Source organism: Gammaproteobacteria bacterium, from assembly GCA_019911805.1.
Lineage (GTDB): Bacteria > Pseudomonadota > Gammaproteobacteria > Thiohalobacterales > Thiohalobacteraceae > JAHJQQ01.
Genome location: JAIOJV010000063.1, coordinates 1 through 25670, shown reverse-complemented (window position 1 = coordinate 25670; position 25670 = coordinate 1). Strand labels below are relative to the sequence as shown.

General features: G+C 64.3%; 20 protein-coding genes. 12 read left to right on the top strand and 8 right to left on the bottom strand.

Annotated elements, in window-relative coordinates; genetic code table 11:
- Window positions 1-66 precede the first annotated feature (66 nt).
- From K8I04_07205 to mtgA, 6 genes are all read left to right on the top strand, one after another.
- A complete protein-coding gene (locus K8I04_07205; GenBank protein ID MBZ0071498.1) occupies window positions 67-723 on the top strand; it encodes a uracil-DNA glycosylase in 657 nt (218 codons plus the stop codon).
- Window positions 720-1184, top strand: a complete 465-nt coding sequence (gene rimI / locus K8I04_07200) for a ribosomal protein S18-alanine N-acetyltransferase (protein MBZ0071497.1) — start codon at window positions 720-722, stop codon at window positions 1182-1184. Before K8I04_07205 ends, rimI begins: the two co-directional genes overlap by 4 nt.
- 330 nt (window positions 1185-1514) lie before the next feature.
- Window positions 1515-3095, top strand: coding sequence for a peptide chain release factor 3 (locus K8I04_07195; protein ID MBZ0071496.1), 1581 nt, complete (start codon window positions 1515-1517; stop codon window positions 3093-3095).
- Window positions 3096-3554: 459 nt separating this feature from the next.
- On the top strand, window positions 3555-3917 hold the full coding sequence (locus K8I04_07190; protein MBZ0071495.1) for a hypothetical protein: 363 nt from the start codon (window positions 3555-3557) through the stop codon (window positions 3915-3917).
- A gap of 11 nt (window positions 3918-3928) precedes the next feature.
- A complete protein-coding gene (locus K8I04_07185; GenBank protein MBZ0071494.1) occupies window positions 3929-4663 on the top strand; it encodes a rhodanese-like domain-containing protein in 735 nt (244 codons plus the stop codon).
- A gap of 279 nt (window positions 4664-4942) precedes the next feature.
- Entirely contained in the window at window positions 4943-5653 is a 711-nt protein-coding gene (mtgA, locus tag K8I04_07180) for a monofunctional biosynthetic peptidoglycan transglycosylase (GenBank protein ID MBZ0071493.1), read from the top strand.
- A 254-nt stretch (window positions 5654-5907) separates the two neighbouring features.
- Here the strand turns inward: mtgA and K8I04_07175 are convergent, their stop codons facing one another.
- From K8I04_07175 to K8I04_07165, 3 genes are all read right to left on the bottom strand, one after another.
- On the bottom strand, window positions 5908-6249 hold the full coding sequence (locus K8I04_07175; protein ID MBZ0071492.1) for an HIT family protein: 342 nt from the start codon (window positions 6247-6249) through the stop codon (window positions 5908-5910).
- 295 nt (window positions 6250-6544) lie between these two features.
- Window positions 6545-6859: a DUF2007 domain-containing protein gene (locus tag K8I04_07170; GenBank protein MBZ0071491.1), complete on the bottom strand. Its 315-nt coding sequence runs from the start codon at window positions 6857-6859 to the stop codon at window positions 6545-6547.
- Entirely contained in the window at window positions 6856-7809 is a 954-nt protein-coding gene (locus K8I04_07165) for a class I SAM-dependent methyltransferase (protein MBZ0071490.1), read from the bottom strand. The genes K8I04_07170 and K8I04_07165 overlap by 4 nt, the downstream gene beginning before the upstream one ends.
- Before the next feature lie 279 nt (window positions 7810-8088).
- Here K8I04_07165 and K8I04_07160 point away from each other — a divergent pair, with 279 nt between their 5' ends.
- The 6 genes from K8I04_07160 (at window position 8089) to K8I04_07135 (ending at window position 19396) form a co-directional block, all read left to right on the top strand.
- Window positions 8089-9957: a thiamine pyrophosphate-binding protein gene (locus K8I04_07160; GenBank protein MBZ0071489.1), complete on the top strand. Its 1869-nt coding sequence runs from the start codon at window positions 8089-8091 to the stop codon at window positions 9955-9957.
- A gap of 134 nt (window positions 9958-10091) precedes the next feature.
- Window positions 10092-12239, top strand: a complete 2148-nt coding sequence (locus tag K8I04_07155) for a TonB-dependent receptor (protein MBZ0071488.1) — start codon at window positions 10092-10094, stop codon at window positions 12237-12239.
- Window positions 12240-12241: 2 nt separating this feature from the next.
- Window positions 12242-13084 carry a citrate synthase gene (locus K8I04_07150; GenBank protein ID MBZ0071487.1) on the top strand — a complete coding sequence of 281 codons (843 nt, stop codon included), beginning with the start codon at window positions 12242-12244 and terminating at the stop codon, window positions 13082-13084.
- Window positions 13074-13907 carry a hypothetical protein gene (locus K8I04_07145; GenBank protein ID MBZ0071486.1) on the top strand — a complete coding sequence of 278 codons (834 nt, stop codon included), beginning with the start codon at window positions 13074-13076 and terminating at the stop codon, window positions 13905-13907. The genes K8I04_07150 and K8I04_07145 overlap by 11 nt, the downstream gene beginning before the upstream one ends.
- Window positions 13908-13943: 36 nt before the next feature.
- On the top strand, window positions 13944-14969 hold the full coding sequence (locus tag K8I04_07140) for a hypothetical protein (protein ID MBZ0071485.1): 1026 nt from the start codon (window positions 13944-13946) through the stop codon (window positions 14967-14969).
- Window positions 14970-14980: 11 nt separating this feature from the next.
- A complete protein-coding gene (locus tag K8I04_07135; protein MBZ0071484.1) occupies window positions 14981-19396 on the top strand; it encodes an EAL domain-containing protein in 4416 nt (1471 codons plus the stop codon).
- Between the two features lie 214 nt (window positions 19397-19610).
- Here the strand turns inward: K8I04_07135 and K8I04_07130 are convergent, their stop codons facing one another.
- From K8I04_07130 to hemH, 5 genes are all read right to left on the bottom strand, one after another.
- On the bottom strand, window positions 19611-20120 hold the full coding sequence (locus tag K8I04_07130) for a hypothetical protein (GenBank protein ID MBZ0071483.1): 510 nt from the start codon (window positions 20118-20120) through the stop codon (window positions 19611-19613).
- 96 nt (window positions 20121-20216) lie between these two features.
- A complete protein-coding gene (locus K8I04_07125; protein ID MBZ0071482.1) occupies window positions 20217-21812 on the bottom strand; it encodes a cation:proton antiporter in 1596 nt (531 codons plus the stop codon).
- An 87-nt stretch (window positions 21813-21899) separates the two neighbouring features.
- Window positions 21900-23141 (bottom strand): TIGR03790 family protein, encoded by a 1242-nt coding sequence (locus K8I04_07120; GenBank protein ID MBZ0071481.1) that lies wholly within the window; start codon window positions 23139-23141, stop codon window positions 21900-21902.
- Between the two features lie 173 nt (window positions 23142-23314).
- The gene (locus tag K8I04_07115; GenBank protein ID MBZ0071480.1) at window positions 23315-24286 is read right to left on the bottom strand and encodes a DUF523 and DUF1722 domain-containing protein; all 972 of its coding nucleotides are present in this window, start codon (window positions 24284-24286) and stop codon (window positions 23315-23317) included.
- Window positions 24287-24467: 181 nt separating this feature from the next.
- Entirely contained in the window at window positions 24468-25577 is a 1110-nt protein-coding gene (gene hemH / locus K8I04_07110; protein MBZ0071479.1) for a ferrochelatase, read from the bottom strand.
- Between the last annotated feature and the right edge of the window lie 93 nt (window positions 25578-25670).

Genomic DNA, 25670 nt, shown 5'->3' with positions numbered 1-25670 from the left:
AGGTGCTAGGGCCGAGGAGGGGGCTGAGGAGTGGTGGCAGAACGGCAGGCTGGGTATCTGCGCGCGATGGGCATCGAGGTGTGGCGGCGGCGCGGCGTGCCGCCGCCACCCGTGGCGGTGGCCGGGATCCCTACCGATGCCGACGAGCCGGACGACTGGGCGGCGTTGCAGGCTGAAGTCGCGGCCTGCACCCGTTGCGAGCTGCATCGCACCCGCACCCAGACGGTATTCGGCGTCGGCAACCCCGCTGCCGACTGGCTCATCATCGGCGAGGCACCGGGTGCCGAGGAGGACCGGCGCGGCGAGCCGTTCGTCGGCCATGCCGGACAGCTGCTCGACAACATGCTGGCGGCAATCGGCCTCGATCGACAGACGGTCTACATCGCCAACCTCCTCAAGTGCCGTCCCCCCGGTAACCGCGACCCACAGGTCGGCGAGGTCACCTGCTGCGAGCCCTATCTGCAGCGCCAGATCGCCCTCATCCGGCCGCGCCTGATCTTGGCGGTCGGGCGCATCGCAGCCCAGAATCTGCTCAAAACCGACCTGCCGTTGAAGCGCCTGCGCGGGCACGTTCACCCGTACGGCCCGCTGCACATCCCGGTGATCGTCACCTACCATCCGGCCTACCTGCTGCGTACGCCGGCGGACAAGCGCATGGCCTGGGAGGATCTCCAGTTCGCGGTGCGCGTGCTCCATGAGCGTGCGGTGGAGGGCGGGCAATGAGCGCCATCCTGCGATCGGCGGACAGCAAATTTCGTCCCATGGCCGAGGCTGACCTCCCGGAGATCATGGAGATCGAGCGCCGTGCCTACCCCTACCCCTGGACGATCGGTATCCTGCGCGACTGCCTCCGGGTCGGCTACACCTGCTGGCTGTACGAGCGGCGCGGCGTGATCCAGGCCTACGGCGTCATGAGCATCGCCGCCGGCGAGGCGCATGTCCTTAATCTGTGTGTGCGCCCCGAATCGCAGGGCAGCGGCTTCGGGCGCGGGATGCTCACCCAACTGATCGCCCTGGCCCGCCGGCATGGCGCCGACACCCTGTTGCTCGAGGTGCGGCCGTCCAACCCTGCCGCCCTGCACCTCTATCAGAGCCTGGGCTTCAACGAGGTCGGCTCGCGCAAGAATTACTATCCGGCCGAGCAGGGACGCGAGGACGCACTGATCTTCGCACTGAGTCTGTGAACTGCAGGCAAAGCGCCACGGAAAACACGGATCGCCCGCATGCGGCCGGAGGTCAATGGTGCTTGGTTGAACCTTTCTTGACCACAGAAGCACACGGAATGACACGGAAAAGGGCTCATTGTGCAAGGCCCGGAGACCAAACTACGGGGAGATGACCCCGGGTTTACGCTGTGTATTCTTTCCGTGTCGTTCCGTGGGTTCCGTGGCTGACTTGCCGATGCCGTGGCCGGCTCGCCTGCGGTGCGTTTCCGTCGCGCCCCCATCGCACCCCCATCGCGTGGAGACGCCCGATCCGGTACAATGCCGCGGCATTCCTGAGCTGCGTACCCCATGTCCGATCTGACCCGTGAAGCGGCCCGCCGCCGCACCTTCGCCATCATTTCCCATCCCGATGCCGGCAAAACCACGCTGACGGAGAAACTGCTGTTGTTCGGCGGCGCCATCCAGCTCGCCGGCACCGTCAAGGGCCGCAAGGCCGCACGCCACGCGACCTCCGACTGGATGGATCTGGAGAAGCAGCGCGGCATCTCCGTGTCCTCGTCGGTCATGCAGTTTCCCTACAAGGGCTGCATGGTCAACCTGCTGGACACGCCGGGCCACGAAGATTTCTCGGAAGACACCTATCGCACCCTGACGGCGGTCGACTCGGCGCTCATGGTGATCGATGTGGCCAGGGGTGTGGAGGAGCGCACCATCAAATTGATGGAGGTCTGCCGGTTACGTGACACACCCATCATGACCTTCATCAACAAGCTCGATCGCGAGGGGCGCGAGCCCGTCGACCTGCTCGACGAGGTGGAGGCGGTGTTGAAGATTCAGTGCGCGCCCGTCACCTGGCCGATCGGCATGGGCAAGCGCTTCAAGGGCGTCTATCACCTGATCGACGACAGCGTGCACCTGTACACGCCCGGCAAGGGTAGTGTGCGGCAGGACATGACCGTCATCCACGGGCTGGACAATCCGCTACTCGACGAGGTGCTCAGCGGTCAGGCCGCGGACCTGCGCGAAGAGATCGAGCTGGTGCGCGGTGCCAGCCATGCCTTCGATGCCCAGGCCTACCTCGCTGGCACCCAGACGCCGGTGTTCTTCGGTTCGGCCATCAACAATTTTGGCGTGCAGGATCTGCTCGATTTTTTCGTCCAGCACGCGCCTGCGCCGCTGCCACGCGCCACCCTCACCCGCACGGTGGAGCCGACCGAGCCGAAATTTACCGGCTTCGTGTTCAAGATCCAGGCGAACATGGATCCGCAACACCGCGACCGCATCGCCTTCCTGCGCGTCTGTTCCGGGAGCTATCAGAAGGGCATGCGCGCACGCCACGTGCGCATCGGCCGCGACGTGCAGATCGCCAATGCCCTGACCTTCCTCGCCTCTGAGCGCGGTCATGTGGAAGAGGCCTGGCCGGGTGACATCATCGGCCTGCACAACCACGGCACCATCCGTATCGGCGATACCTTCACCCAGGGTGAGGATCTGAAGTACACCGGCATCCCGAGCTTCGCGCCGGAGCTGTTCCGGCGCGCCATCCTGCGCGACCCGCTGCGCATGAAAGCCCTGCAGAAGGGACTCGCACAGCTGTGCGAGGAAGGCGCCACCCAGCTGTTCCGGCCGCTGAAGAACAACGATCTGATCCTCGGTGTGGTGGGCATCCTGCAGTTCGATGTCGTCGCCCATCGCCTGCGCGGCGAATATAACGTCGAGTGCAGCTTCGAGAACGTCGCAGTGGCGACTGCGCGCTGGGTCGAATGCGACGACTCCAAGGCCATGCAGCGCTTCCGCGAGAAGGCCTACGAGCACCTCGCCATCGATCAGGGCGGGGATCTGGTCTACATCGCGCCCACGCGCGTCAATCTCGATATGGCCATGGAGCGCCATCCCGAGGTACGGTTCTTCGCTACCCGCGAGCATTGACCACCCATCGCGTCGTGCCGGTCACGCCGTGGCGGAATTCCACGACGCACCACCTTCATTGAGCCACCCCGGCTCCGGGCCCTGCGCCCTTTCGACCCTGGTAAAGAATCCCTGATCAATGTTTGCGTTGGCAGTCCTGCGGCAGCGGGGGATCCAGAGGTCCGAAGCCTGAATTCCGACGTCCGCTGGAGCCGCGAATTGTTTGCCCCTTCTTTAGTTTGACTTATGTCGTCTTTTGATCAGGTCGTCCGCAACATATCTCCTGACTTGCCGAAACGGATCCCAAGGTCGGCAGGAACTCCGACCCAGCCAATGGACCACCTGCAAACAGCGGAGATCTTGAGCAGCGGGTGGCAGAACACGTTCTTTTGGGGAGCATAACTTATGGAATCGACGCGGATACCCGGCAGGGAACCTGGTGGGGGGTCTGGCGCGCAGTGGCGCCTGTGGTTGGCCGGCATGCTGTTGACCCTCACGTGCGGGACGCAGGGTGCCAGCGCCGACGATCTCTCTTATCTCGATGCGCTGGAGGCCGAGGCCGACAGGCTCGAACTGCTCTCGGACGCCGAACGCATGGATGGCGAGGCGGAGGTTGCAGCCGTTGCCTCCACGAGGCCGGGTGCCGTGCCGAGTGCGCCGGGGCGTACCGAATTACCGGCGGGCCTCAGTCGAGAGCAGTTCGAGGCGGTCCTGGTTCATTACCGCGGGACCTACATGCTCTATGAGAAGTTGTCGGAGTCGGCACGCGTGCGCGTCTTTGATGTCTACAACCAGGACAACCGAATCGCGGAAATCCGCCGCCGGGTGGTCGAACTCCTATGAGGATTCATTCTATGTACCGCAACATCACCCCTCGTGCCCTGGCCGCGTCATTGTTGGTCGGGTGCCTTTCCTGGTCGCTTTTCGCCGTCGCGGCCGAGCCCACCATCGAGGTCAGAATCGCCAAGGACCTGCCCTACGCAGATGTGCAGCACCAGGGTAAGACGCTGCGCATTCAGCGCAATCAGGACCAGGAAAATATGCTCACGGGCGGTTTCGCCAAGACGTCCCGCAAGTGTCCACCGTTCTGCATCCACCCGATGGAGGTGGCACCGGGCGTTGTTACCGTCGGTGAGATTGAACTGGTCGATTTTCTGCGTATTCGCGTACACGGCGGGACCGGCATCGTAATCGATGCACGTACACCATCCTTCTTCGAGAAGGGTACGATCCCGGGGTCGATCAATATCCCGTTCACCGCATTCGAGCTCGATCCGCAGTCCGAGGACTTCCGCGCGGTGATGGCGCAGTTGGGGGTGCAGCCGGCAACGGGCGAGGCATCGGCGTGGGATACGCTGGTGCGGAAGACGACGGCGGTATTCGGTGATGCTGAGGAGGTCTCGCCCTGGGACTTCAGCCGGGCACAGGAACTTGTGCTGTGGTGCAACGGCCCATGGTGCGACCAGTCGCCACGTGCCATTCGGGCGCTCCTCCAGAACGGTTACCCGCCGGAGAAAATCCGCTATTACCGCGGGGGCATGCAGTTATGGCAGGCGCTGGGCTTCAACGCCGTGATTCCGGACATTTGATCGAACAGTTCGGTGTGAGTGGGAGCCGACAGAGGCGGTAGCGAAGCTACCGCCTTTTTCGTGGGTGACGTGCCGGCGGTCGCGGCGACCGATGCGCACGGGTCGGTCCGTGCGTACAATGGGCCGGAATCGGACGGTACTCGTGCCGGCCGCGATTTTTTGGAGCCGCTGATGAACCGCAACCTCCCGGGACAGGTCTTTGATCGAAGGGTAGTGCGTGCCGGCAGTGGTACGTATGCGCGCGGAAAGGTGGACGGACGCATGCCGTCCCCCGGCTGAATGGCTCGCGGCAGATCCCGGCAGCGGGGTACTTGGCGTACGTGGGCTCTGCGCCTGCTGGTGCTCCTGGTGGTCGGCCCGCTGGTGCTCGTGCTGCCATTGCGCTGGATTGACCCGCCGACCAGTGCCTTCATTATTCAGCGTCAGATCGATCTGTGGGTTGCGGGCTCTGCGCAACGCGTAGCCCATGAATGGGTGGACTGGCAGGCATTGCCGCCGGCGCTGCCGCTCGCCGTGGTCGCGGCCGAGGACCAACATTTTCCGCAGCACTTCGGCTTCGATCTCGATGCCATCGCCGCGGCCGTACAGGGGGGCGCGGACGGTGGTCGCCTGCGCGGCGCCAGTACCATCAGCCAACAGGTCGCCAAGAATCTCTTCCTGTGGTCCGGCCGCAGCTGGGTGCGCAAGGGGCTGGAGGCCTATTTCACTGTGCTGATCGAACTCACCTGGCCGAAGCGGCGTATCCTTGAGGTCTATCTCAACATCGCACAGTTCGGCGACTCCGTGTTCGGTGTCGGTGCAGCCGGCCCGCATTTCTTCGACCGGCCCGCACGCCAGCTGGATGCGTACGAGGCAGCACTGCTGGCCGCAGTGCTGCCGAACCCCGTACGGTTCCGTGCCGATGCCCCTTCACCCTATGTGTACGGTCGCGCTGCCTGGATCCGCACACAGATGCAGCAGCTCGGATCGGACTATCTCGCCGGGCTGTAGGTGGGGTGAAGAAATCCTTGGCCACGGAAGCACACAGAACTACTCGAATGGCACAAAAATTCGCGATGTGGCAGTGCGCAGTGATCACGACGCTGCTGGGATGAGATGGTGACTGCGAGTTTTCTGGTCTTTTCCGTGTGCTTCCGTGGCCAAAATGGTCTTAGGATTTTCAGTACAGTTTGGCCACCGGCACCACCACCGACGATGACGATACGGTGCAGGGAGCGGGGCATTCAGTCATGGTCGCGCGCCTCTCAGCCCTGTATCAGTTGATCGAAGGCCGCTTCGATCAGAGCGACGGTACGCATCAGTTCTGCCTCGGCATAGGGCCGGGGCGCGTGTCGGCCCCACACCGGTGCAGGCCAGGCCGGGTCGGTATGATGACGGACGATGTGATGGATATGCAGCTGCGGTACCGCGTTGCCGAGATTCGCGACATTCATCTTGTCGGCGGAGAAGGCCCGGGCCAGTGCCTGGGCGACGAAGGCGGACTCCTCCATCAGCTGGCGGCGGTCGTCCGGGGTGAGCTGATACATCTCAGTGATGCCGACGCGCTCCGGCACCAGTATCAGCCACGGGTAACTCCTATCGTTCATCAGCAGGACCCGGCAGAGCTGAAGCCGGCTCAGTGGGATGCAGTCTTCGGCCAGCCGGGGGTGGAGTTCGAACACGCGGGGTCTCCCGGTGAATGCGTTTGGCACGCACTATGTTGAAAAATCATTTTTGCCATGGCATCACACGAGGACACATGAACAATGTCCTCTGCTTCACCCAGGCACCTTCCTGACTGGGGCGATGGCGGACAGCCATTGCAGGGATACCCTGTGTATCCGTGGCAAGTGTTTTTCAGAATCATACCAGCGAACCCATCCCGACATCGCGGATTGCGCTTCAGGTCACATCACGCGACCGCCCGCACTGCCAGCAGGCGTCAAACTGCGGCTCGCAGACCGTGCCGCAGTGCCGGCAGGTCCAGTCGGCCGCAGCCGGCGCAGCGTCCCGCGACTCCGCCTCGATGATCTCCCGCGCACGGGCCGCGTCGATGTCCGCGACCCACAACTCCGGCCAGCAGTCGAACACCGGCAGATCGCCGGCCCCGCCCATCAGAAATTCGTTGCGTACTTCGCAGGCGATGCCGGTGGTCTGCAGGATGTTCTTGAAATGATGCACCAGCAGGTGGTCGCCGGCGCTGAATACCCGCTTCATGGCCGCGCCCCGTGACGGATGATCCAGCACTGGTGGATCTTCTTGTTGGAGAAATCCTCCGGTACGGTCTGACGCGAAATATCACGGATGTCGCAGCCGGCCAGGGCCGCGGCGTCCAGACGGAAGCCGCGCCGGTTGTTGGAAAAAAACAGCTCGCCACCGGGTGCGAGCAGCCGCAGGCAGCCCTCGATCAGACGTACGTGGTCGCGCTGCACGTCGAGCACACCCTCCATGCGCTTGGAGTTCGAGAACGACGGTGGATCCATGACGATCAAATCGTACTGTGCCTGTGCGGATGCGGCATCTTCCAGGAACTGGAAGACATCGGCACGCACCAGCCGGTGCGCCGCCGGGTCCAGACCGTTGAGCGCGAAGTTGCGCCGGCTCCAGTCCTGATAGGTGTTGGACATGTCCACGGTGATCGATACCGGCGCACCGCCGGCTGCGGCATAGACGCTGAAGCTGCCCGTGTAGGCGAACAGGTTCAGAAATCGCTGGCCGGCGGCACGCTCGCGCACCAGGCGCCGGGTATTGCGGTGATCGAGGAACAGGCCGGTATCCAGGTAGGCGTCGAGGTTCACCCAGAACTTCAGGCCCTGCTCCTCGACGACGAAGTCTTCACCGCTGTGGCCGGTCTTTTCGTACTGCTCCAGCCCGCGCTGGCGGCGGCGCTGCTTGAAGTGGATGTACTTGTGCGGTAGTTCCAGGATGGTCTTCACCACGCGGAGGCAGTCCTCGCGCCAGTCCTGGTATTCGCGCTCACCCGCCGCCCAGTCGGTAGCGTATTCCTGCAGATGGACATGCGCGCCGTAGCGGTCGATCGTGAGCGGAAACTCGTGCAGGTTGCGGTCATAGATACGGTAGCAGGACAGGCCCTGACGGCCGGCCCATTTGTCCCAATGCCTGGCATTCTTGCGCAGACGGTTGGCGAAGGCTTCGGACTTGCTCATGGAGACAGTCGGGCGTCGGGTGGTGTGCGGGTGACGGTATGCGGTTGCGGCGGGTGACCTGCAAGCTGTGATCGCTATCATACCGGTGACCGGGTGGCGATTCACTCGATCGGCGACTTATGTCCAGACGATGGTTGCAAAATCGGGTCGAACCTTTTATATCTACCACACCTTCTGTGAATAACAGGCAGATCAAACCCCGCATGGAGTGCCTGGAGGGGGTTTCCAAAGGACTGGTGCAATGCCCGCGCCCAGAACATGCCGGAGGAGACCAAACAGATGGGTCAGGATATTCCCGTTTCACGCCTGAAATCCACCGCCGAAACCCGCCCCAGTTCGAGTTCCAACCCCAGCCCCAAACCCGAAGCCGCCGATATCATCGTCGCCTACCTCGAACAGCTGGGCGTCGAGTACGTCTTTGGCGTGCCTGGCGGCGCCATCGAGCCCTTGTTCAATGCCCTGGCCCGCAGCGCTCGCCGCGGTGGACCGCGCGTCGTCGTCGCCCGCCACGAGACCGGCGCGGCCTTCATGGCCGACGGCTATGCCCGCAACAGCGGCAGGCTGGGCGTGTGCTGCGCCACCACCGGCCCGGGCGCGACCAATCTCATCACCGGTGTCGCCTCGGCCTACGAGAATCACATCCCCCTGCTGGTCATCACCGCGCAGACGGCGCTGGCCTCGTTCGGGCGCGGGGCCCTGCAGGAGTCATCCTGCACCGGTGTCAACACCGTCGGGATGTTCGAATACTGCACGCGCTATAACACTCTGGTATCGCACCCCGACCAGCTCGAGCCCAAGCTGTCGGCGGCTATCATGGCGGCCTTCCAGACGCCGGTTGGGCCCAGCCACATCAGCCTGCCCCTGGATCTCCTGCGCAGTCCGGCGACGGTGGCGGCACCATCCTACGACCTGGCCAGCCTGCTGCAGGCGGACAAGGTCTACGATCCGGAAGCCATCGCGGTCCTCAAGGAGGAACTGGCCCAGGCACGCGGCGTGGTCTTCGTGATCGGCGAGGGCGCGGGCGAGGCCATCGGTACCATTCTGGAGATTGCACTAGCCATAGGGGCGAAGCTCGTCGTGACGCCGCACGGCAAGGGCTTCGTCAGTCCCTATCACCCGCTGTTCCGCGGTGTGATCGGCTTCGCCGGCCACACCTCTGCGATCCAGGCATTGCTGGATCCGAACGTCGATACCGTCATTGCCGTGGGCACTGCCCTGACCGAGTCGGCCACCGATGGCTGGAATGCGGACCTGATCCTGAACCGGCGCCTGATTCACATCGATGCCATCGAAAGCAATCTGACCAAGTCGCCCATGGCCAGGCTGCACGTGCGCGGCCATCTGGCGTCGATTTTCGACGAGCTGGCGCGGCGGATGAAGGCCGCGGATATCTACAGCCTGGTACCACCGAAAAATGAGCTGAGACAGGAACAATCGAAGCCCCCGCGAGTGGCGCAGCTGCGCCGTTTGCCGAACGTCGAGCTCGAGGATGCTGCTAAGCACGAAGATGATTCGACGCCCATCAAGCCGCAACGTTTGATGCACGACTTGACTCGCCTGTTTCCACCCCATACTCATTATCTTGTAGATTCCGGCAATAGCATGACCTGGGCTATACATTACCTGCACCCCTACGATCGCCGCCTCGCCGGTCGCCGCGATGTCAAAGGCAGCATTTTCTGGGCGCCGCTGGAGTTCGCATCAATGGGCTGGGCGATCGGCGCATCCATCGGCGCTGCTTTGGCAAAACCCGAAACGCCTATCGTGTGCATCACCGGCGATGGCAGTGTGCTGATGTCCGGACAGGAACTGACCGTTGCGATAGAACAGGGACTCACGGTGATCTTCGTGATCCTGAACGACAGTGCCCTGGGGATGGTCAAGCACGGCCAGCGGCTGTCCGGTGCGGAGCCCATAGGCTTCCAACTTCCTCGTGTGGACTTCGCAGCCCTGGCAGGGGCGCTTGGTGCGCAGGGGCTGGTCATTGAATCCCCCGCAGATCTCGAAGCGCTCGATATTCCTACCCTCTGTGCTCGAAGAGGCCCGACGGTGCTGGATATTCGAGTGGATCCGGAGGAGATTCCTCCCATGGCCAGCCGCATCCGGATGCTGAACACGTCGGCAGAGGATGCCAAGGTGTCGCATTAAAATTTTCCGGGATGTATTTGGACATCGATCTCAAGTAGCATAGCATCAAGGTCGATAGGCTCGGGTGCGCCGAGGCAACGGAGGTTATTGTGCACCCCCCGAGCATTACCACCGTCAAGCAGTTTCCCCTGTGGATGCTTTTCATAGCCGGGCTTGCGGGCGGCCACCACCTGCGGGCTGCTACGCCCGAGGAAGCCGAGCTGGCGCTCTCCTACGGCGACCATGACTTCGTGACCATCGCCACGGGCGTGGCGCAGCCGCTGTCCACCGCGCCGGCCGTGGCGACCGTCATCACGGCGGACGACATCCGTCGCATGGGCGCGCTGGATCTGAATCAGGTCCTGGCCACGGTGCCGGGCCTCCACGTCGGACTGTCCTCCTACCGGTTTTCGCCGGTATATTCCTTCCGCGGCATCCATACCGACAAGAATCCCCAGGTGCTGGTACTGGTCAACGGCACGCCCATTACTCAGGCGCTGGTGGGTGATCGTGGCGCCAATTTCAATCTGCCGGTGGAATCCATTCGCCGCATCGAGGTCATCCGCGGGCCGGGCTCGGCTGTCTACGGCGCCGATGCCTACGCCGGCGTCATCGACATCACCACCAAGACTGCCGCCGATTACGACGGCATCGAGACCGGCGTGCGTGGCGGCTCCTTCGATACCGCCGCCGCCTGGGGCATGTACGGCGGGCGTATCAACGGCATCGATGTCGCCCTGTCCATCGAGGCCTCCACCACCGACGGTGACAGTGGCCGGCGGGTGGGCAGTGACGCCCAGACGGTCTTCGACCAGGTCTTCAACACCACGGCCTCGCGGGCGCCGGGCAGCTTCAGCACAGGTGTCGACCGGATCGATACCCGCATCGATATCGGTACCCGGGACTGGTTCGTGCGCTTCTGGAACTGGCGACAGACGGACCTGGGGGTCGGGCCGGGACTGAGCCAAGTGCTCGACCCCAGCGGTCAGGGGGATGTGGACAATTATCTGGTCGAAACGGGGTTACGCGAGCGGCCGCTGACCGAGCATTGGACCGCCGAGGCGCGTGTCAGTTACATGGACATCAATACCCGCTCCCGTCAGACCTTGTTCCCCGCGGGCAGCGTGTTGCCCATCGGCGCGGACGGCAACATCAATCCTCTCGCACCAGTGGGGCCTGTCCCACCAGCGGGAGGGGTTGGTTTTCCCGACGGGCTGATCGGCAATCCGGAGGTCTACGAGCGGCACGCCCGCCTGGATCTGGTGACGTACTACAGTGGTATGCGCAACCATGCCTGGCGGATCGGCGCGGGCATCTATCATGCCGAGTTGGAGCCCAAGGAGACCAAGAACTTCGGCCCGGGGGTGATCGACGGCACGGTCAGCCCCATCGATGGGACCCTGACCTCAGTGACCGGCACACCCTATGTGTTCATCACCGACGAGTCGCGGACGGTGAAATATGTCTCCATTCAGGACCAATGGGGCCTCGCGCCGGACTGGAGACTGACCGCCGGGGTGCGCTACGATCACTACTCCGACTTCGGCGCGACCGTCAATCCGCGTCTCGCCCTGGTCTGGAACACCCGTCAGAACCTGACCACCAAGTTTCTCTACGGGCGCGCCTTCCGGGCGCCGTCGTTCGCGGAGCTGTTCACCATCAACAATCCGGTAGTACTAGGCAACCCCAATCTTGATCCGGAGACCATCGATACCTTCGAGCTTGCCTTCGACTACCAACCGACCTTCGATACCCGCATCGGTCTCAGTGTATTCAAATACAACGCTCGCGACCTGATCCGTTTCGTGCCCGACAGCAACAGCCTGACCGCCACCGCCGCGAACACCGCCGGCCAGAAGGGCCATGGCTTCGAACTGGAGCTCGACAGCCGCCTGACCTCCGTGCTGGATCTGCGCACTTACTATGCCTACCAGCGTTCGACCGATCGCGAGACCGATGCCCAGGCGGCGTTTTCTCCCGAACACCAGGCCTATGTACAGCTGCGCTGGCGCCCAGCCAATCTGTGGGAGGTCTCCACCCAGGTCAAATGGGTGGGCGAACGCGTGCGCGAGCCTGGTGACCCGCGCGACCCGCTCGAGGGCTATGCCCTGCTGGATGGCGCGCTGACGCGGACGGGCGCGCGCGGTCAGTGGAGCCTGCAGCTGTCCCTGCTCAATCTCCTGGACACCGATGCCCGCGAGCCCAGTCCCATGGAACCGGGCATACCCGGTGGCGCGCTGATTCCCGACGATTATCCCCTCGCCGGCCGCGCGGCCTTCCTGACCGGTCGCCTGGCGTTCTGAGCGTGGCCGACGATCCGCCCAAGGTCGAGCGCCGTGCAGAGCATTTTGCCGAGCGCGTGGAATGTGGCTTCTGGCTGGAGCGGCCGGCACCCGACAACCCCTATGTCGCCGCCGCGGCCTATTGTCATGGCTACGACCTGCGCGAGCTGCTGGCCAAGTGTTCTTACTGGGAATACCTCTATCTGCTGTTCACCGGGCGGCGCTGCAGCCCGGCGCAGCACGGACTGCTGGAGCAGCTGGGCATCGCCCTGGCCAACCCGGGGCCGCGGCACCCGGCCACGCGGGCCGCGATCACCGCTTCTGTGTCTAAAGCCGATCCCGTGCATATCCTGCCGCTCGGTCTGAACGTGCTCGGCGGTGCACACCTGGGTGCGGCGGAGGCCGGGGCCGCGATGATGTTTGTCCGGCGTCATCTGCGGCGGGATCCACGCGACGAGGCGCGGGTGCGGACGGAGGTGCCGGCCACCGACGCGGTGGGTGTGGCAGGCGTGGCGGGGGGGGACGTCCGGCCGGCGCCGGGCTTTGGTACGCGCTACCGGGGCATCGACCTCGTGGCCGTTGATCTGGGCCGGGCGCTGGCACGAGCGCCCGGCGCCGGTGAGGCGCTCGCCTGGGCCGCGACCTTCGCCGCCGAGCTGCAGCACCGCGACTGCGGCGGCTGGTTGCTGCCGGGCGTGGCCGCCGCCGCCCTGCTGGATCTGGGGTTTCACCCCAAGACCGGGCCCGGGCTGTTTCAATGGCTGTCCGCGCCCGGTCTGCTGGCCCATGCCTTCGAGATGAGCAACCAGCCCCTAACAGCCCTGCCCTTCATCGACGACAGCCGGTACTTCATCGATGACGACTGAGACACCCCTGAACGACACGGCCCTGTGGGACGGTCTGCACGGCATCATCCGCTCGCGCATCGGTGGCTGGCGTGTCGGTGAGGATATCCTCATCCACGGACACGGCCTGCTGTCCGAGCTGCTGGGTGAGGTGAGCTATGTGCAGCTGCTGGTGCTGAATGTCACCGGCCGCCTGCCCGAGCGGCGCGTGGCCGACTGGATCGAGGGCACATTCATGTGTCTGAGCTGGCCGGATGCGCGTATCTGGTGTAATCAGGTGGCAACGTATGCGGGGACGCTGCGGGCGTCACCCGTGGCCGCTGTCAGCGCCGGGCTGCTGGCATCCGAGTCGCGGCTCTACGGCCCGGGCACGGCGCTCGCCGCGACCGGTTTCATCGTCGGGGCGCTGCGGTCCCATCGGGAAGGCCGCACGCCGGCCGAGATCGTCGCCGGGTTCCGCCGTGACCACCGCACCCGGGCCATCCCGGGCTTCGGCCGTCCGGTAGCGCGAGGCGACGAGCGTGTGGTGGCCATGAAGCGCCTGGCGTTGCGGCTGGGGTTCGCGGTCGGGCCGCACCTGGCCTTGGCCGACGCCGTCGAGTCGGTATTGATGGATGAGGCCGGAGAGAGTATGAACCTGGCAGGTTACATCACCGCCTTTCTGGTCGATTTCAGCTACAGCGCCGAAGAGATTCACGCCATCTACGCCATCTGCGTCCAGGGCGGACTGCTGGCCTGTTACCGGGAAGCCTCGACGGGCGCGGCGGACAGCTTCATGCCCATGCGCGTCGATGATATCCAATACACCGGTCCCGCGCCACGGCGCTGGGATGCCGCTGACTGACGTGAATGTGGCGGCTCGGGACGACGGATGCGGACCATGACCACCAGACCTGCGGGGTGGCCTGCAAGACCGGGGGCGTTCGCGACCCGCATCCGGAAATGGTCGCGGCTACTGGTACTCGGTCTGGGTGGATGCCTGTGGGCCGCGGCCCACGATCTGCCGGCGGCCGCTGCCGAGGAGGGGCCACCGCCGCGTATCGCCGTCGTCTATCCCGACATCGGCGAGCCCTACAGTTCCATTTTCGTCTCCATCACCCAGGGTATCCAGGCGGAACTCGGTGAATCACCGACGGTGATCCGACTCGGGCCCCGGTCCGCGGATGCGGCACGCGCGCGCCTGGAGCAGGAGCGGATCGAAGTCTGCATCACCCTCGGCAGGACCGCCCTGGATGCGGTCGAAGGCATGGGGCTCAATGTCGCCATCGTGCGCGGGGCCGTACTTGATCCCGATGTGCGGACCGGAGCAGCCGGAGAGGGCGGCTTGCCGCCGGTCGGGATCAGCCTGGTGCCTGACCCCGCGCTGCTCCTGGTTCAGCTGCGGCGGCTGGCCCCGCATGTCTCGCGGGTGACCGTGGTGTACAGCGATTCTCAGGGCCAACCGGTCATCGACCGCGCGGTCGAGGTCGGGCAACGCCTGGGCCTGACGGTAATGGCACGCAAAGTCGAAGATTTGCAGTCTGCCGCCGCTAGCTACAAGTCGGTAGTCGCGACGCTCGGCCCCAGCGACGCCCTGTGGATCCCTCAGGATCCCCAGGCCGTCGACGACCGGGTGATCTTGCCGATGTTGCTGAACGCGGCGTGGGAACAGGATTTTGTCCTGTTTTCCAGCAACGCCGACCATGCCAAGCGCGGGGTCCTGTATTCTGTGTACCCGAACAACGTCGACATGGGCCGCCGGCTGGCGCGCGTCGCCCGGCAGCGGGCGACGGCGCCGGCTGCCGTGGGTCTGCTGCCGCTCGAGGACCTGCTCATGGCGGTGAATCTGCGTACCGCCGAGCATCTGCGGCTCGATCTGAGCCCCGATCTGATACGGTCGTTCGACCTCGTCTTTCCACAGCGCTGAGTACGGGACGTATGCAACCCCTGAAGTGGATCAATCGCCTCAGTTTCACCCGCCAGATCGCCGGGGTCTTCGTCACCGGCATCGTGCTGGTCTACCTGACGTCGAGCATCGCGATCTCCCTCGGGTCGGTGCGTGCCGTGCGCAGCGCCATACTCGACGAGGGACGACAGATCGCCGAGACCTTCGCCAATCAGAGTGTGCTGGCCCTGCTGTACCACAGCCCGGACAATGTGAGCGATGCCGCCGAGGCGACGTTGGGTTTTCCCGACGTCAAGACGGTCGCTATCTTCGGCGACGAAGGCGAATTGCTCGCCAGTTTCGGGGAGCGGCTGCCGGAGGGGATCGATGCACAAGGGCTTCCCGATGGCACCGCCCTGCATACCGAGGCGCCGGGGTTCTTCGCCTTCACCGCGCCCGTCCGGTTCGGCGAGCAGCTGTTCCGCTCGACGGCCGAGGAGCCGGTACCGGCCGGCGAGCCGCAGACCATCGGTCATGTCTATCTGGTGGTCGGCAAGGACCGACTGGCGGTACTCACCCGCAGCATCTTCGGTTTCAACTTCGTTCTATCCGTGATCCTTGCCGGTGCCCTGCTGGTCGCGCTGCTGGCGGTCACCCGTAGCGTCACTCACCCCGTGCAGACGCTGTCGCACCTCATGCGCCGTGCCGAGCGGGGTGAGACCGGTATCCGGGCCGACGCGGCCGGACCCTGCGACGTGCGTGAGATGCAGTATTCCTTCAATACCATGATGGGGGTCATCGAGGACCGCAACCGTGACCTCGCTGCATCGCGCGACGCGGCCCTCGAGGTCGCGCGCCTCAAGGGCGAATTCGCAGCCAACGTCAGCCACGAGCTGCGCACCCCGCTGAACAGCGTGCTCGGCATGATCGAGCTGTTGCGTGTGAGCCGCACACTGCCGGCCGGCGATCGCAAGTACATCGATGTCGCCTTTGCGTCCGGCAATGTGCTGCTGGATCTCATCAACGATATCCTGGATTTCTCCAAGGTCGAGACCGGTCACGTGCAGCTGCACGTTGAGGATTTCTACCTGCCGAACATGGTCGGTGACGTCATCCGGCTCGTCTCGGACCAGGCACGCCGCAAGCAGCTGGACATCTGCTACGAATTCGATGCACGCATTCCACTGTCCCTGCGGGGTGATGTCAGACGCCTGCGTCAGGTCGTACTCAACCTGGCCTCCAATGCAGTCAAGTTCACCGCGGACGGTTCTGTGCTGATCCGTGTTGGTTGTGAGGTACACCGGGAGGATGGGCCACAGCTGCGCGTCGAGGTGGTGGATACAGGCATTGGCATCCCGCTGCACGCCCATGGTCGCATCTTCGATGCCTTCGAACAGGCGGATGGCTCTACCACCCGGCGCTATGGCGGGACCGGTCTCGGGTTGGCGATCTGCCGCCAACTGGTGACGCTGATGGGCGGCCGCATCGGTGTCATGAGCTTCCCCGGGCACGGATCGACATTCTGGTTTTCCATGCCGATCGTCCAGGCCGAAGATACCCGTGTGGTACCGGATCGGGCATCCACCGCCGGCATCCGCGTGCTGGCGGTGTCCGGCGTCCAGCGGCGGGCCGTGCTCCTCGGTCAGATCTTCCAGCGCTGGGGCAGCTACTTCCGGTTCGCCGCGTCGATCGAGCAGGCGGCCCTGCTGCTGGACGAGGCGACGGACGCCGGACGGGCCTATGACGTCCTGCTGGTGGACCTGCCCACGGCGGCAGCCGACCAGACGGCGGTCGATTTCCTGCAGCAGATGCAGACATCCGGCAGGGCTGCATGCATCGCAATGGCCGATGTCACAGACGTACCGCCGGCCTTGGCGGCGACGGATGTGGGCTGGCTGCTGCGGCCGCTGTGCGAGGCTGCACTCTACGATGGGGTGGTTCACGGTCTGCAGCGCCGTTCCCGGCCGGATGGTATCGACGAGGCGCTGCCGGAGGTGCTGCAGTTAAGCGCGAATGTATTGCTGGTTGAGGATGACGCTCCCAGTCAACTGGTAGCGCGCAGCATGCTGGAGCGTCTGGGTTGTCGCGTGGTCGTCGCCAACAACGGTCGTGAAGCGCTGGAGATGCTGGATGGCCGCCACTTCGACCTGTTGCTGATGGACTGCCAGATGCCGGAGCTGGATGGCTATGAGACAACACGCCGCATCCGCAGCTCGGGGGGGGCACATGCGGCCGTACCCATTCTGGCGATGACCGCCAATGCGACGGCCGGAGATCGCGAACATTGTCTCGCGATTGGTATGAACGACCATATCAGCAAGCCACTGCGGCTGCAGGTGCTGGCGGACAAGCTACGCCCGTGGCTGCCGGTCGCAGTATCGGACACAGCGGCCCGTCCGATCGACCACAGCCTGGATCATGTGATCTTCGACGATATCCGCGCGCAGCTTGGCGCTACCTTCGGCGAATATCTGGCCGTCTTCGAACGGGACATGGCGCGCTATATCGCCATGCTCGCTGAACAGGTACAGCAGCCGGATCCGCGCACGGTCATGGCAACCGCGCATACCCTGCGAGGCAGCGCGAGCACCATCGGCGCCGTACGTCTCGCCGGAATCGCACAGTCCATCGAATCCGCGGCGCGCCACGGCGGTGCCGCCACGCTGAGCGCTGATACGGCGGAGCTGCGCACGGCACTGCTGGAATTCTCGCAGATGGCGGCCGCCGTCGCTGCAACCACAGAGCAGGATATGCCGCCAGCGACCGTGCTGATCGTAGACGAAGATCACGGCACGCGGCTGGTTCTGCGCAAACTCATGGAGGCCGACGGCTGTACCGTCATCGAATCCGACAACGGTGCGGACGCGGTTGCTTCCTGTCAGGAATCCATGCCGGATCTGATTTTGATGGACGCGGTCATGCCGGGTATGGATGGCTTCACGGCCTGTGCCCGGATCCGGGCACAGGCCGAGTGTGCCGCGACACCGGTACTGATGATCACTGCGCTCGACGACACCACCGCCATTGAGCACGCGCTCGCGGCCGGGGCGACCGATTATATCCCGCGGCCAATCAATTTCGGGCTGCTGCGCAAGCGCATCGCCCGCCTGCTGCATGCGCACCGCGCCGATCGGGACCGTTGGCGGCTGGCCAACGTGGACGAACTCACGGGTCTGTCCAACCGGCAGGCCTTCCGTGAGACGCTGGCTGGCATGGTGCTCTCCGCTCAGGATGCGTCGGCCGACCTCGCCGTACTGTTCCTGGACCTGGATCGCTTCAAGATCGCCAACGATTCGCTCGGTCATGATGTCGGCGATCTGCTGATCCGCGCCGTCGGGGCCCGTATCCTGCAGTGCGTCCAGCCAGACGACCTGGTGGCCCGTCTCGGCGGTGACGAATTCGGTGTCGTGCTGCACAATCCGACCGGGCGTGACATGGTCGCCAAGGTTGCCGGACGTCTCTGCCAGATCCTGGCCGAGCCGTTTACTTTCCTTGAGAAGGAGGTGTTTCTCGGCGCCAGCATCGGCATCGCCATGTATCCGCAGGACGGTGAGACGCTGGGCGAACTGATCAAGAATGCCGATACAGCCATGTATCAGGCCAAAGCGGATAAGGGTGGGCGCTACAATTTCTATCAGTCGGACATGGCGCACGCCGTCGCGGCCCGACTGGACATCGAGCGCGATCTCCGCCGGGCGTTGGACCGCGACCAGTTCGAACTGTACTACCAGCCGCAGATCGACTTGGACAGTGGTCAGGTATTCGCTGTGGAGGCGCTGATCCGTTGGCGTCACCCTGACCGCGGAATGGTCTTGCCGCTGGAATTCATCCCGATTGCCGAGGAGACCGGCCTCATCATTCCCATCGGTCACTGGGTGCTGGTGCAGGCCTGCGCCGCGGCGGCCCGGCTGCGACGGACGCTGCCGGATATCCGCATGGCGGTGAACTTCTGCGGGAAGCAATTGCAGCAACCGGGCTTCGTCGAGAGTGTGTACGCCGCGCTCAAGAACAGCGACCTGCCGGCCCACGCCCTCGAGCTGGAGATCACCGAGTCGTCCCTCATTGACAAGTCCGGCAGTGTTGCCACCGTGATAGCCGAAATCAAAGCGGCCGGGATCTCGCTGTCGGTGGATGACTTCGGCACCGGCTACTCGTCATTGAGCTATCTCAGCCGGTTGCCACTGGATATGGTGAAGATCGACCGCACCTTCGTCCGCAATCTGCCCGACGACACCGTTAATGCCAACCTCATCAAGGCAATCGTGGCCATGACCACCAGCCTTGGTATCACTGTCCTGGCGGAAGGCGTTGAGACACAGGCACAGGTGGATGCCCTGCATGCCATGGGTTGCACACGCATGCAGGGGTTCCACTGGGCACGGCCGCTACCCTTTGAGGAGCTGGTCCGCTGGTTCGGTGCGCGCGATGGCGCCGAACCGCGCAACATCCTGCCGTTCAATCGCCGTTAACGGAATACGTACGCCATTTTTCCTGTTGAATCGACGCAATGACACGGGCTGGATTCAATAGACCGGGTCCTCGGGTGGTAACGGAGAGGTTTACTGTCCGGCCATTTACCAGAGATATTTCCCCGTGCCACCCCGTGACTACCTCATAAAATATCGGCTTCAGTAAACGCTATCCCTGTTGGCCTGCCAGCGTACCGCTCTGAAGTGTGCGCTATCAGTGCGTATGCGCCGCCGGACCGTGCGCAGGACTCAGGCCCTCGAAGCGGTCGGCAGCGAAGCTCGTATGGCAGCTCACGCAACCGTCCAGCAGCCGGTAGAAGCGCAGTGCCGCGAGCCCGGCGTCACGCTGCTCGGCGGCCTGCACCAGGCCTTCGGCCTCGTGGTGGAACTGCGTATCCAGAATGATGAAATGCTCGGGCAGCTTGTCTTCGAGTTCGTGCCGCTGGGCGTCGGTCAGTGACTGCGCCATGATGTAGCTGGCGTGAATGCGTTTACCGGTGTCGGCGATGGTCTTCCAGTCGCCTTGGGCGATGGCCGGCACGAGCAGCTGCATGCCTGCCTCCAACCCCCGCATCTCGGCCTGCAGCAGTTCCTGCGTGCCCTGCGACAGGCCCAGGGGGGCGGTGCCGGGCGGCGCGGCCAGGCAGGGCGGCGCGGCCACACACAGCAGCAGGCTCGCAGCGAGCAGGGGACGGAGTCCGGGTCTGTGCGGTCTATGCGTCATGGTTACTCCAGGTTCTGAAAGTGGAACCAGAGGATAAGGCGGTGCGGTGGCGTTTACCAGTCGATGCCGTGCCGACGGGGTGAGTGTCGACAGATATCAAGCGCTCTCCGGCCGCGCCGCCTGCACGCCCCGATAGGCGTCTTCCGCAAAGCCGCTGCCGGCCTCGGCGTAGAGGTTGAAGACGCTGTCCACACCGGCTGCGCGCAGGCGCTCGCTGTCGTCCTCATATTTGGCAATGGCAGCGATACGGCCCGAATAGCCGAAATTCTTCAGCTGCCGCGCACCGACTACATTTTCCTGATTCTGTGGCAGGGCCAGCATCACCAGGCGGATGGTGCCGTGGTCAAGCTTGAGCCGCGCCCAGAAGTCGGGGTCGGTGGCGCTCGCCTGGATTACATTGCGGCCGGCGGCGCGCTGGCGCGCCACGATTTCCGGTGAGTGGTCGATGCCGACCACCTTTTCCCCGACTTGCTCGCTCAGGGCGTCGTGGGCGCCGGTGCCGACACGGCCCATACCGAAGATCAGCACAGTGGCATCGCCCGGGTCGATCTCTTCCTCCTCCGACAGCCGCTGTGGGTGTTGGAAACGTACCAGCCAGCGGCGTGACCGCATATACATGTGGTGGGCCAGGGTGTTGAGTGGCGAGGCCGCCACGAAGGACAGCGCCAGGGCGATGGCCAGGGTGGTCAGCCACTGGTCCGCCAGCCAGCCGTTGGCCGCACCGATGGCCGCCACGATCAGGCCGAACTCGCTGTAGTTCGACAGGTTGAGCGATGCCAGGAAGGCCGTGCGTGCACGCATACGCCACTTGGCCAGCAGCCAGAAATACAGCGCACTCTTCAGCGGCAGGAGGACCACCAGCAGTACTGCAACCAGCAGCGCGTCCATTCCCGGCGTGCCCTTCAGGCCGATGCTCAGAAAGAAGCCCACGAGGAATACATCCTTGAGCCCAACCAATGCCTTGAACAGTTCCCCAGCGCTGCGGTGCGAGGCCAGCAGTACGCCGAGGATCAGGGCACCGAGGTCACCTTTGATGCCGGCCAGGTCGAAGAGCTGCGCACCACCGAGCGCGACCGCCAGTCCAAACAGGATGAGCAGTTCGCCGTGGCCGGCACGGTCCATGATGCGCTGGAGCAGCCAGCGCAGTGGCACCAGACCCGGTAGCAGCAGCAGTGCCCAGGCATTGGGTATCTTGCCGGTCGAGGCGGCGAGAAAGATGACCGCCGCGATGTCCTGCATGATGAGTATGCCGATGGCGGTACTGCCGTAGATGGACGAGAGTTCGCCCTTGTCCTCCAGCACCTTCACCGCGAAGACCGTACTGGAGAAACTGAGTGCGAAGCCGAGCAAAAGCGCTGTTGTGGGTTGCAGTTCGGCTGCGAACGCCAGGCCGGCAGCACCCGCGCCCAGCAATATTGCCGGCAGCAGCAGGCTGATCAGCGCCATGTGGATTGACGTGACCGCCCAGACCTGTGGCCGCAGCAGGGTACCGAGCTGCAGCTTGAGGCCGATGGTGAACAGCAGCAGGGTGATGCCGATCTGGGCGATGTGGTCCAGCGTGCCGCCGGCGTCCATGCCCAGGCCGAACAGCACGAAACCCGTGGCGAGATAACCGACGAGGGGTGGCAGGCCGACGAGGCGTGCCCCCATGCCGAGCAGAAAGGCGATACCGATCCAGGCTGCGTCGAACATGAAGGGCGTTTCCGGTACAGGGTCGTTGGGCGATACGCAATGGCATTCTAACACGCATGCCCCGCGGCCAAGGGCGGCGGCTGTGTCTCAGTCGGCAGGCCTGGTGGGCACCAGGCGCAGCACACCGCTGCCGCTATCCGGCAACCGCAGCGGCGGGACGGGAAAACCGATCGGCACGCGTGCGACCGGTCGATAGGGGCCGACTACCGTGGGCGCGGCCTCCAGGCGATACAGCCCCGGTGCCAGAGACCAGGTCTCCACGACCAGCGCGCCGTCACGGCGGGTGATTTCCAGGAAGTCGAAGGGCGCTGCCAGCGGTTCGCCGATGAACAGGCCTTCGCCGGGCATCTGCACGCTCTTCCAATAGGCCTCGATGAGGGTCGCGCCGCGCAGATAATGTTGCATGACCAGCCCGGGGTTGGGGAACTTGCCGGGGAGATTGCAGGGCTCGACCACCGTGCCGTAGCTACCGGTGGCACCGGCCTCCAGCCAGCGCAGCGCGCTCATCTGCCGGCCGCCGATGAGTACACCGCCGGCAGAAGTGAGGTGATCGGCGATCGCCCCAGGGACAAAGTGTAACGTATCGAGATTCTCGACCTGTGTGAGGCCGGTGAAATAGAACAGTACGTCGTCGCGCCCGCGCAGGGTGTCAGCTTCCAGCACCTCGATCCTGAGCAGGGGCGAGAAGCGGCGCACGATCTCCGCATAGATACCATGGCGCACATTGCGCGCCCGGTCACTGGTGCTGAGCAGGTAGGCCGTACCGTCCGGGCGGCTGCCATCGGCACTGATCCCGCGGTCGATGAGCGCCCGGGCGGCGGCAAAATCGATGGCCGCCAGTACGATCGTGGGGCGGATCCCCAGGTCGTCGAAGGGAGCGGCGCTGCCGCTGTCGAAATATGGCGAGACCCGCGTCGCGGCACAACGCTGGCTTGAACACCAGGCCTTATCGAAGCCGAAGGTGAAGGCCGAGGTGATGGACATGCAGCCAACCCGCCAGGGTGTCACCCAGGTCAGCGCATAGGCCTGGACCTGCGCGGGCGTCGCCGCGTCGACTGCCTGCTTGATGGCGGCGAATTCCGCCGGCGACATCTGTTTGCGGTGCGGGTCGAAGCGAACACGGATGAGGTTCGCCTCCGGGATGCCGCGACGTTGCTGATAGTAGGCGCCGATCCTCCGGCTGAGCGGGTCGGCCTCATTGACGATGATAGCGAGCTCATGCGCCTCGATGCGGTGTTTGGGCAGGATGATGTGCGGTTCCGCGTGGACGACGGCGGTCGCCATGATCAGCATGGCGATAAGCCAGGTAAGCGTACTGCGTATCATCATGGTCCCTGTATCGCGGTTATCACTGTATACACCGGGTGGACACGCTACCATTGGTATCCCACGGTTTCTTAGACGAAGTCCCGCCCGGCTGTTCTGGGGGGCGACATACTTCGATGGTGTTCGGGGCATTCCACATGGAATTCATTCGGTTTGTCCCATGGATTTCGTGGCGATCAATGAAACCCGCGTAGCTGCAGTTCCAACGGGTCGGGATTCATATACGTCTGTCCGGCGATATAGTCGTTGGGATGCGTGCGGAAGTGATGCTTGAACAGCGTGATCGGCACGATACGCGGGATGCGGCCCTGCCGATAGCCCTCGATCAGCTCCAACAGTTCCTGCTTGTCCTCGCGGTCGAGCTGCCGTTTGAGGTAACCCATGATATGCATAAGCACATTGGTGTGGCGCCGCACCGTCGCGCGCTGACGCAGAGCCTGCATCAGTCCGGAGACATATTCGTCTGCCAGTGGGCGCAGCGGGCGCCTGCCGGCCTCGGCGATCAGACGTCCCAGCGCACGGTAGGGCTCCGTGCCGTGTGCCATGAGGGCGAGCTTGTGGCGGGTGTGGAACCCGACCAGTGCCTTGGGTGTGAGCCGCTGTGCGTTGAGTCGCTGCCAGCGATGATAGGTGAACACGCGTTCCAGGAAATTGTCGCGCAGCAGGGGGTCGCCGAGACGCCCCTCCTCTTCGACCGGGAGCAACGGGTGGGCACGCATGATCTCACGGGCATACAGTCCGATGCCCTGTCTGCTGCCACGACCCCCTTTGCGATCGGGGCTGGCGTAGAGCTGCACGCGCTCCATGCCGCAGGATGGTGATCTGCTCTTCAGGATGTAGCCGCTGAGATCACCGAGCCTGTGCCCCATGCGCTGCCCATAGGTGATCATCCGTTCTGTGACGTCCAGGTCCGTGACCTCCACACCCACCAGACGGGGTGCATCGGGCGGGCCGACGAGCTGGATGGCCGGCCGCGGCACACCCAGGCCGATGCCGACTTCGGGGCACACCGGCACGAATTCGAACACCTGGCCAAAGGTGCCACTCAGATAATGATCGTGCTTGTGATTACCATCGTAGCGCACCTGCTCCCCGAGCAGACAGCTGCTGATGCCGATGCGGATAGGGGGTGCGGAAGGGGCCGTCATGATGCATCACACAGCGGATGACATCCGGGGGCAGTAAAAGCCTAGCCACGGAAAACCCGGGCGACGCGCAGGTAAAACACGCAGAATGGAGCGTTGCGTCGCATTGCCTCGATACGATTTGTCGGCTTTTTGTGACAACAGCTTCCTTGTCCGTGTTTTCCGTGACGATGGAAGATTTTGATCAGTATTCTGCGCCCAATGCCAGTGCACGACGCAGGCGTTCCTCGCGGCGCTGTGTGTCCGCGTTCTGATCCCAGTCGCCGCTCTCTGGCCAGCCGCACACTTGTTCGCGGACGATGCGTGCCAGGGCAGCGATGTGCGCTGGACTGTCGTTGAGCGCCGGGATGTACTCGAAGCGCTTACCGCCGGCGTGCAGGAAGAAGTCACGGTTCTGTTCGGCGATTTCCTCGAGTGTCTCCAGGCAGTCGGCAGAGAAGCCGGGGCAGACGACCTGCACGCGCTCGACGCCGGCCTTGCCCCAGGCCTTGAGGGTATGGTCGGTATAGGGCTTGAGCCATTCCTCGCGACCGAAACGCGACTGGAAGGCCAGCTGCCAGTCGTCCTGTTGCAGCCCCAGGCGTTCGGCGATCAGGCGTGCGGTTGCGTGGCATTCGCAGTGATAGGGGTCGCCGGCCTGCAGATAACGCCTGGGTAGGCCGTGGAACGAGAACAGCAGCTTCGCCGGTCCGGGGTGTTCGGCACGGTGTACGCGGACGCTATCGGCCACCGCGTCGAGGTAGGCCGGGTGATCATGATAGCGGGTGATGAGGCGCAGCTCCGGCAGCCGGCGCCAGCCTCTCAGCACAGCGGTGACGGCATCGAAGGTCGAGGCGCCGGTCGTCGCCGAATACTGTGGATACAGCGGCAACACCAACAGGCGGCGTACACCGGCGGTACGCAGCTCCTCCAATGCGGTGGCGATGGACGGGGTGCCGTAGCGCATGCCCAGCACCACTTTCACCGGCCCCGGCAGCTGTTCGCTGAGTGCCGTTTGCAGGGCCACGGCCTGGCGGCGTGAGATCGCCAGCAGTGGCGAGCCGGCATCGGTCCAGACCGAGGCGTAGGCGCGCGCGGCGCGCCGCGGACGAATACGGAGGATGACACCGTGCAGGATCAGCCACCACAGCGGCCGCGGCATCTCCACCACGCGCGGGTCCCAGAGGAATTCGGCCAGATAGCGCCGCAGCGCCGCAGGCGTCGGCGCGTCGGGCGTGCCGAGGTTGGTGATCAGAATGCCGAGGGATTCCTGGCTGTCGTGGCGGAATTCGGGGGTACTGGTGTAGCGGGTCATCGTCAGGCGCTGTATGACGGATAAAGTTGCCGCCAGTATAGCGAGGTTCGGCCCGGGGATTCAGCAATCGGGATTCGGGGATCGGGATTCGGG

What these genes read in the sequence shown, in the direction of transcription:
- K8I04_07205 (MBZ0071498.1), top strand. Translation starts at nt 67, where the DNA reads ATGGGCATCGAGGTGTGGCGGCGGCGCGGCGTGCCGCCGCCACCCGTG.
- rimI (MBZ0071497.1), top strand. Translation starts at nt 720, where the DNA reads ATGAGCGCCATCCTGCGATCGGCGGACAGCAAATTTCGTCCCATGGCC.
- K8I04_07195 (MBZ0071496.1), top strand. Translation starts at nt 1,515, where the DNA reads ATGTCCGATCTGACCCGTGAAGCGGCCCGCCGCCGCACCTTCGCCATC.
- K8I04_07190 (MBZ0071495.1), top strand. Translation starts at nt 3,555, where the DNA reads ATGCTGTTGACCCTCACGTGCGGGACGCAGGGTGCCAGCGCCGACGAT.
- K8I04_07185 (MBZ0071494.1), top strand. Translation starts at nt 3,929, where the DNA reads ATGTACCGCAACATCACCCCTCGTGCCCTGGCCGCGTCATTGTTGGTC.
- mtgA (MBZ0071493.1), top strand. Translation starts at nt 4,943, where the DNA reads ATGGCTCGCGGCAGATCCCGGCAGCGGGGTACTTGGCGTACGTGGGCT.
- K8I04_07175 (MBZ0071492.1), bottom strand. Translation starts at nt 6,249, where the DNA reads ATGAACGATAGGAGTTACCCGTGGCTGATACTGGTGCCGGAGCGCGTC.
- K8I04_07170 (MBZ0071491.1), bottom strand. Translation starts at nt 6,859, where the DNA reads ATGAAGCGGGTATTCAGCGCCGGCGACCACCTGCTGGTGCATCATTTC.
- K8I04_07165 (MBZ0071490.1), bottom strand. Translation starts at nt 7,809, where the DNA reads ATGAGCAAGTCCGAAGCCTTCGCCAACCGTCTGCGCAAGAATGCCAGG.
- K8I04_07160 (MBZ0071489.1), top strand. Translation starts at nt 8,089, where the DNA reads ATGGGTCAGGATATTCCCGTTTCACGCCTGAAATCCACCGCCGAAACC.
- K8I04_07155 (MBZ0071488.1), top strand. Translation starts at nt 10,092, where the DNA reads ATGCTTTTCATAGCCGGGCTTGCGGGCGGCCACCACCTGCGGGCTGCT.
- K8I04_07145 (MBZ0071486.1), top strand. Translation starts at nt 13,074, where the DNA reads ATGACGACTGAGACACCCCTGAACGACACGGCCCTGTGGGACGGTCTG.
- K8I04_07140 (MBZ0071485.1), top strand. Translation starts at nt 13,944, where the DNA reads ATGACCACCAGACCTGCGGGGTGGCCTGCAAGACCGGGGGCGTTCGCG.
- K8I04_07135 (MBZ0071484.1), top strand. Translation starts at nt 14,981, where the DNA reads ATGCAACCCCTGAAGTGGATCAATCGCCTCAGTTTCACCCGCCAGATC.
- K8I04_07130 (MBZ0071483.1), bottom strand. Translation starts at nt 20,120, where the DNA reads ATGACGCATAGACCGCACAGACCCGGACTCCGTCCCCTGCTCGCTGCG.
- K8I04_07125 (MBZ0071482.1), bottom strand. Translation starts at nt 21,812, where the DNA reads ATGTTCGACGCAGCCTGGATCGGTATCGCCTTTCTGCTCGGCATGGGG.
- K8I04_07120 (MBZ0071481.1), bottom strand. Translation starts at nt 23,141, where the DNA reads ATGATGATACGCAGTACGCTTACCTGGCTTATCGCCATGCTGATCATG.
- K8I04_07115 (MBZ0071480.1), bottom strand. Translation starts at nt 24,286, where the DNA reads ATGACGGCCCCTTCCGCACCCCCTATCCGCATCGGCATCAGCAGCTGT.
- hemH (MBZ0071479.1), bottom strand. Translation starts at nt 25,577, where the DNA reads ATGACCCGCTACACCAGTACCCCCGAATTCCGCCACGACAGCCAGGAA.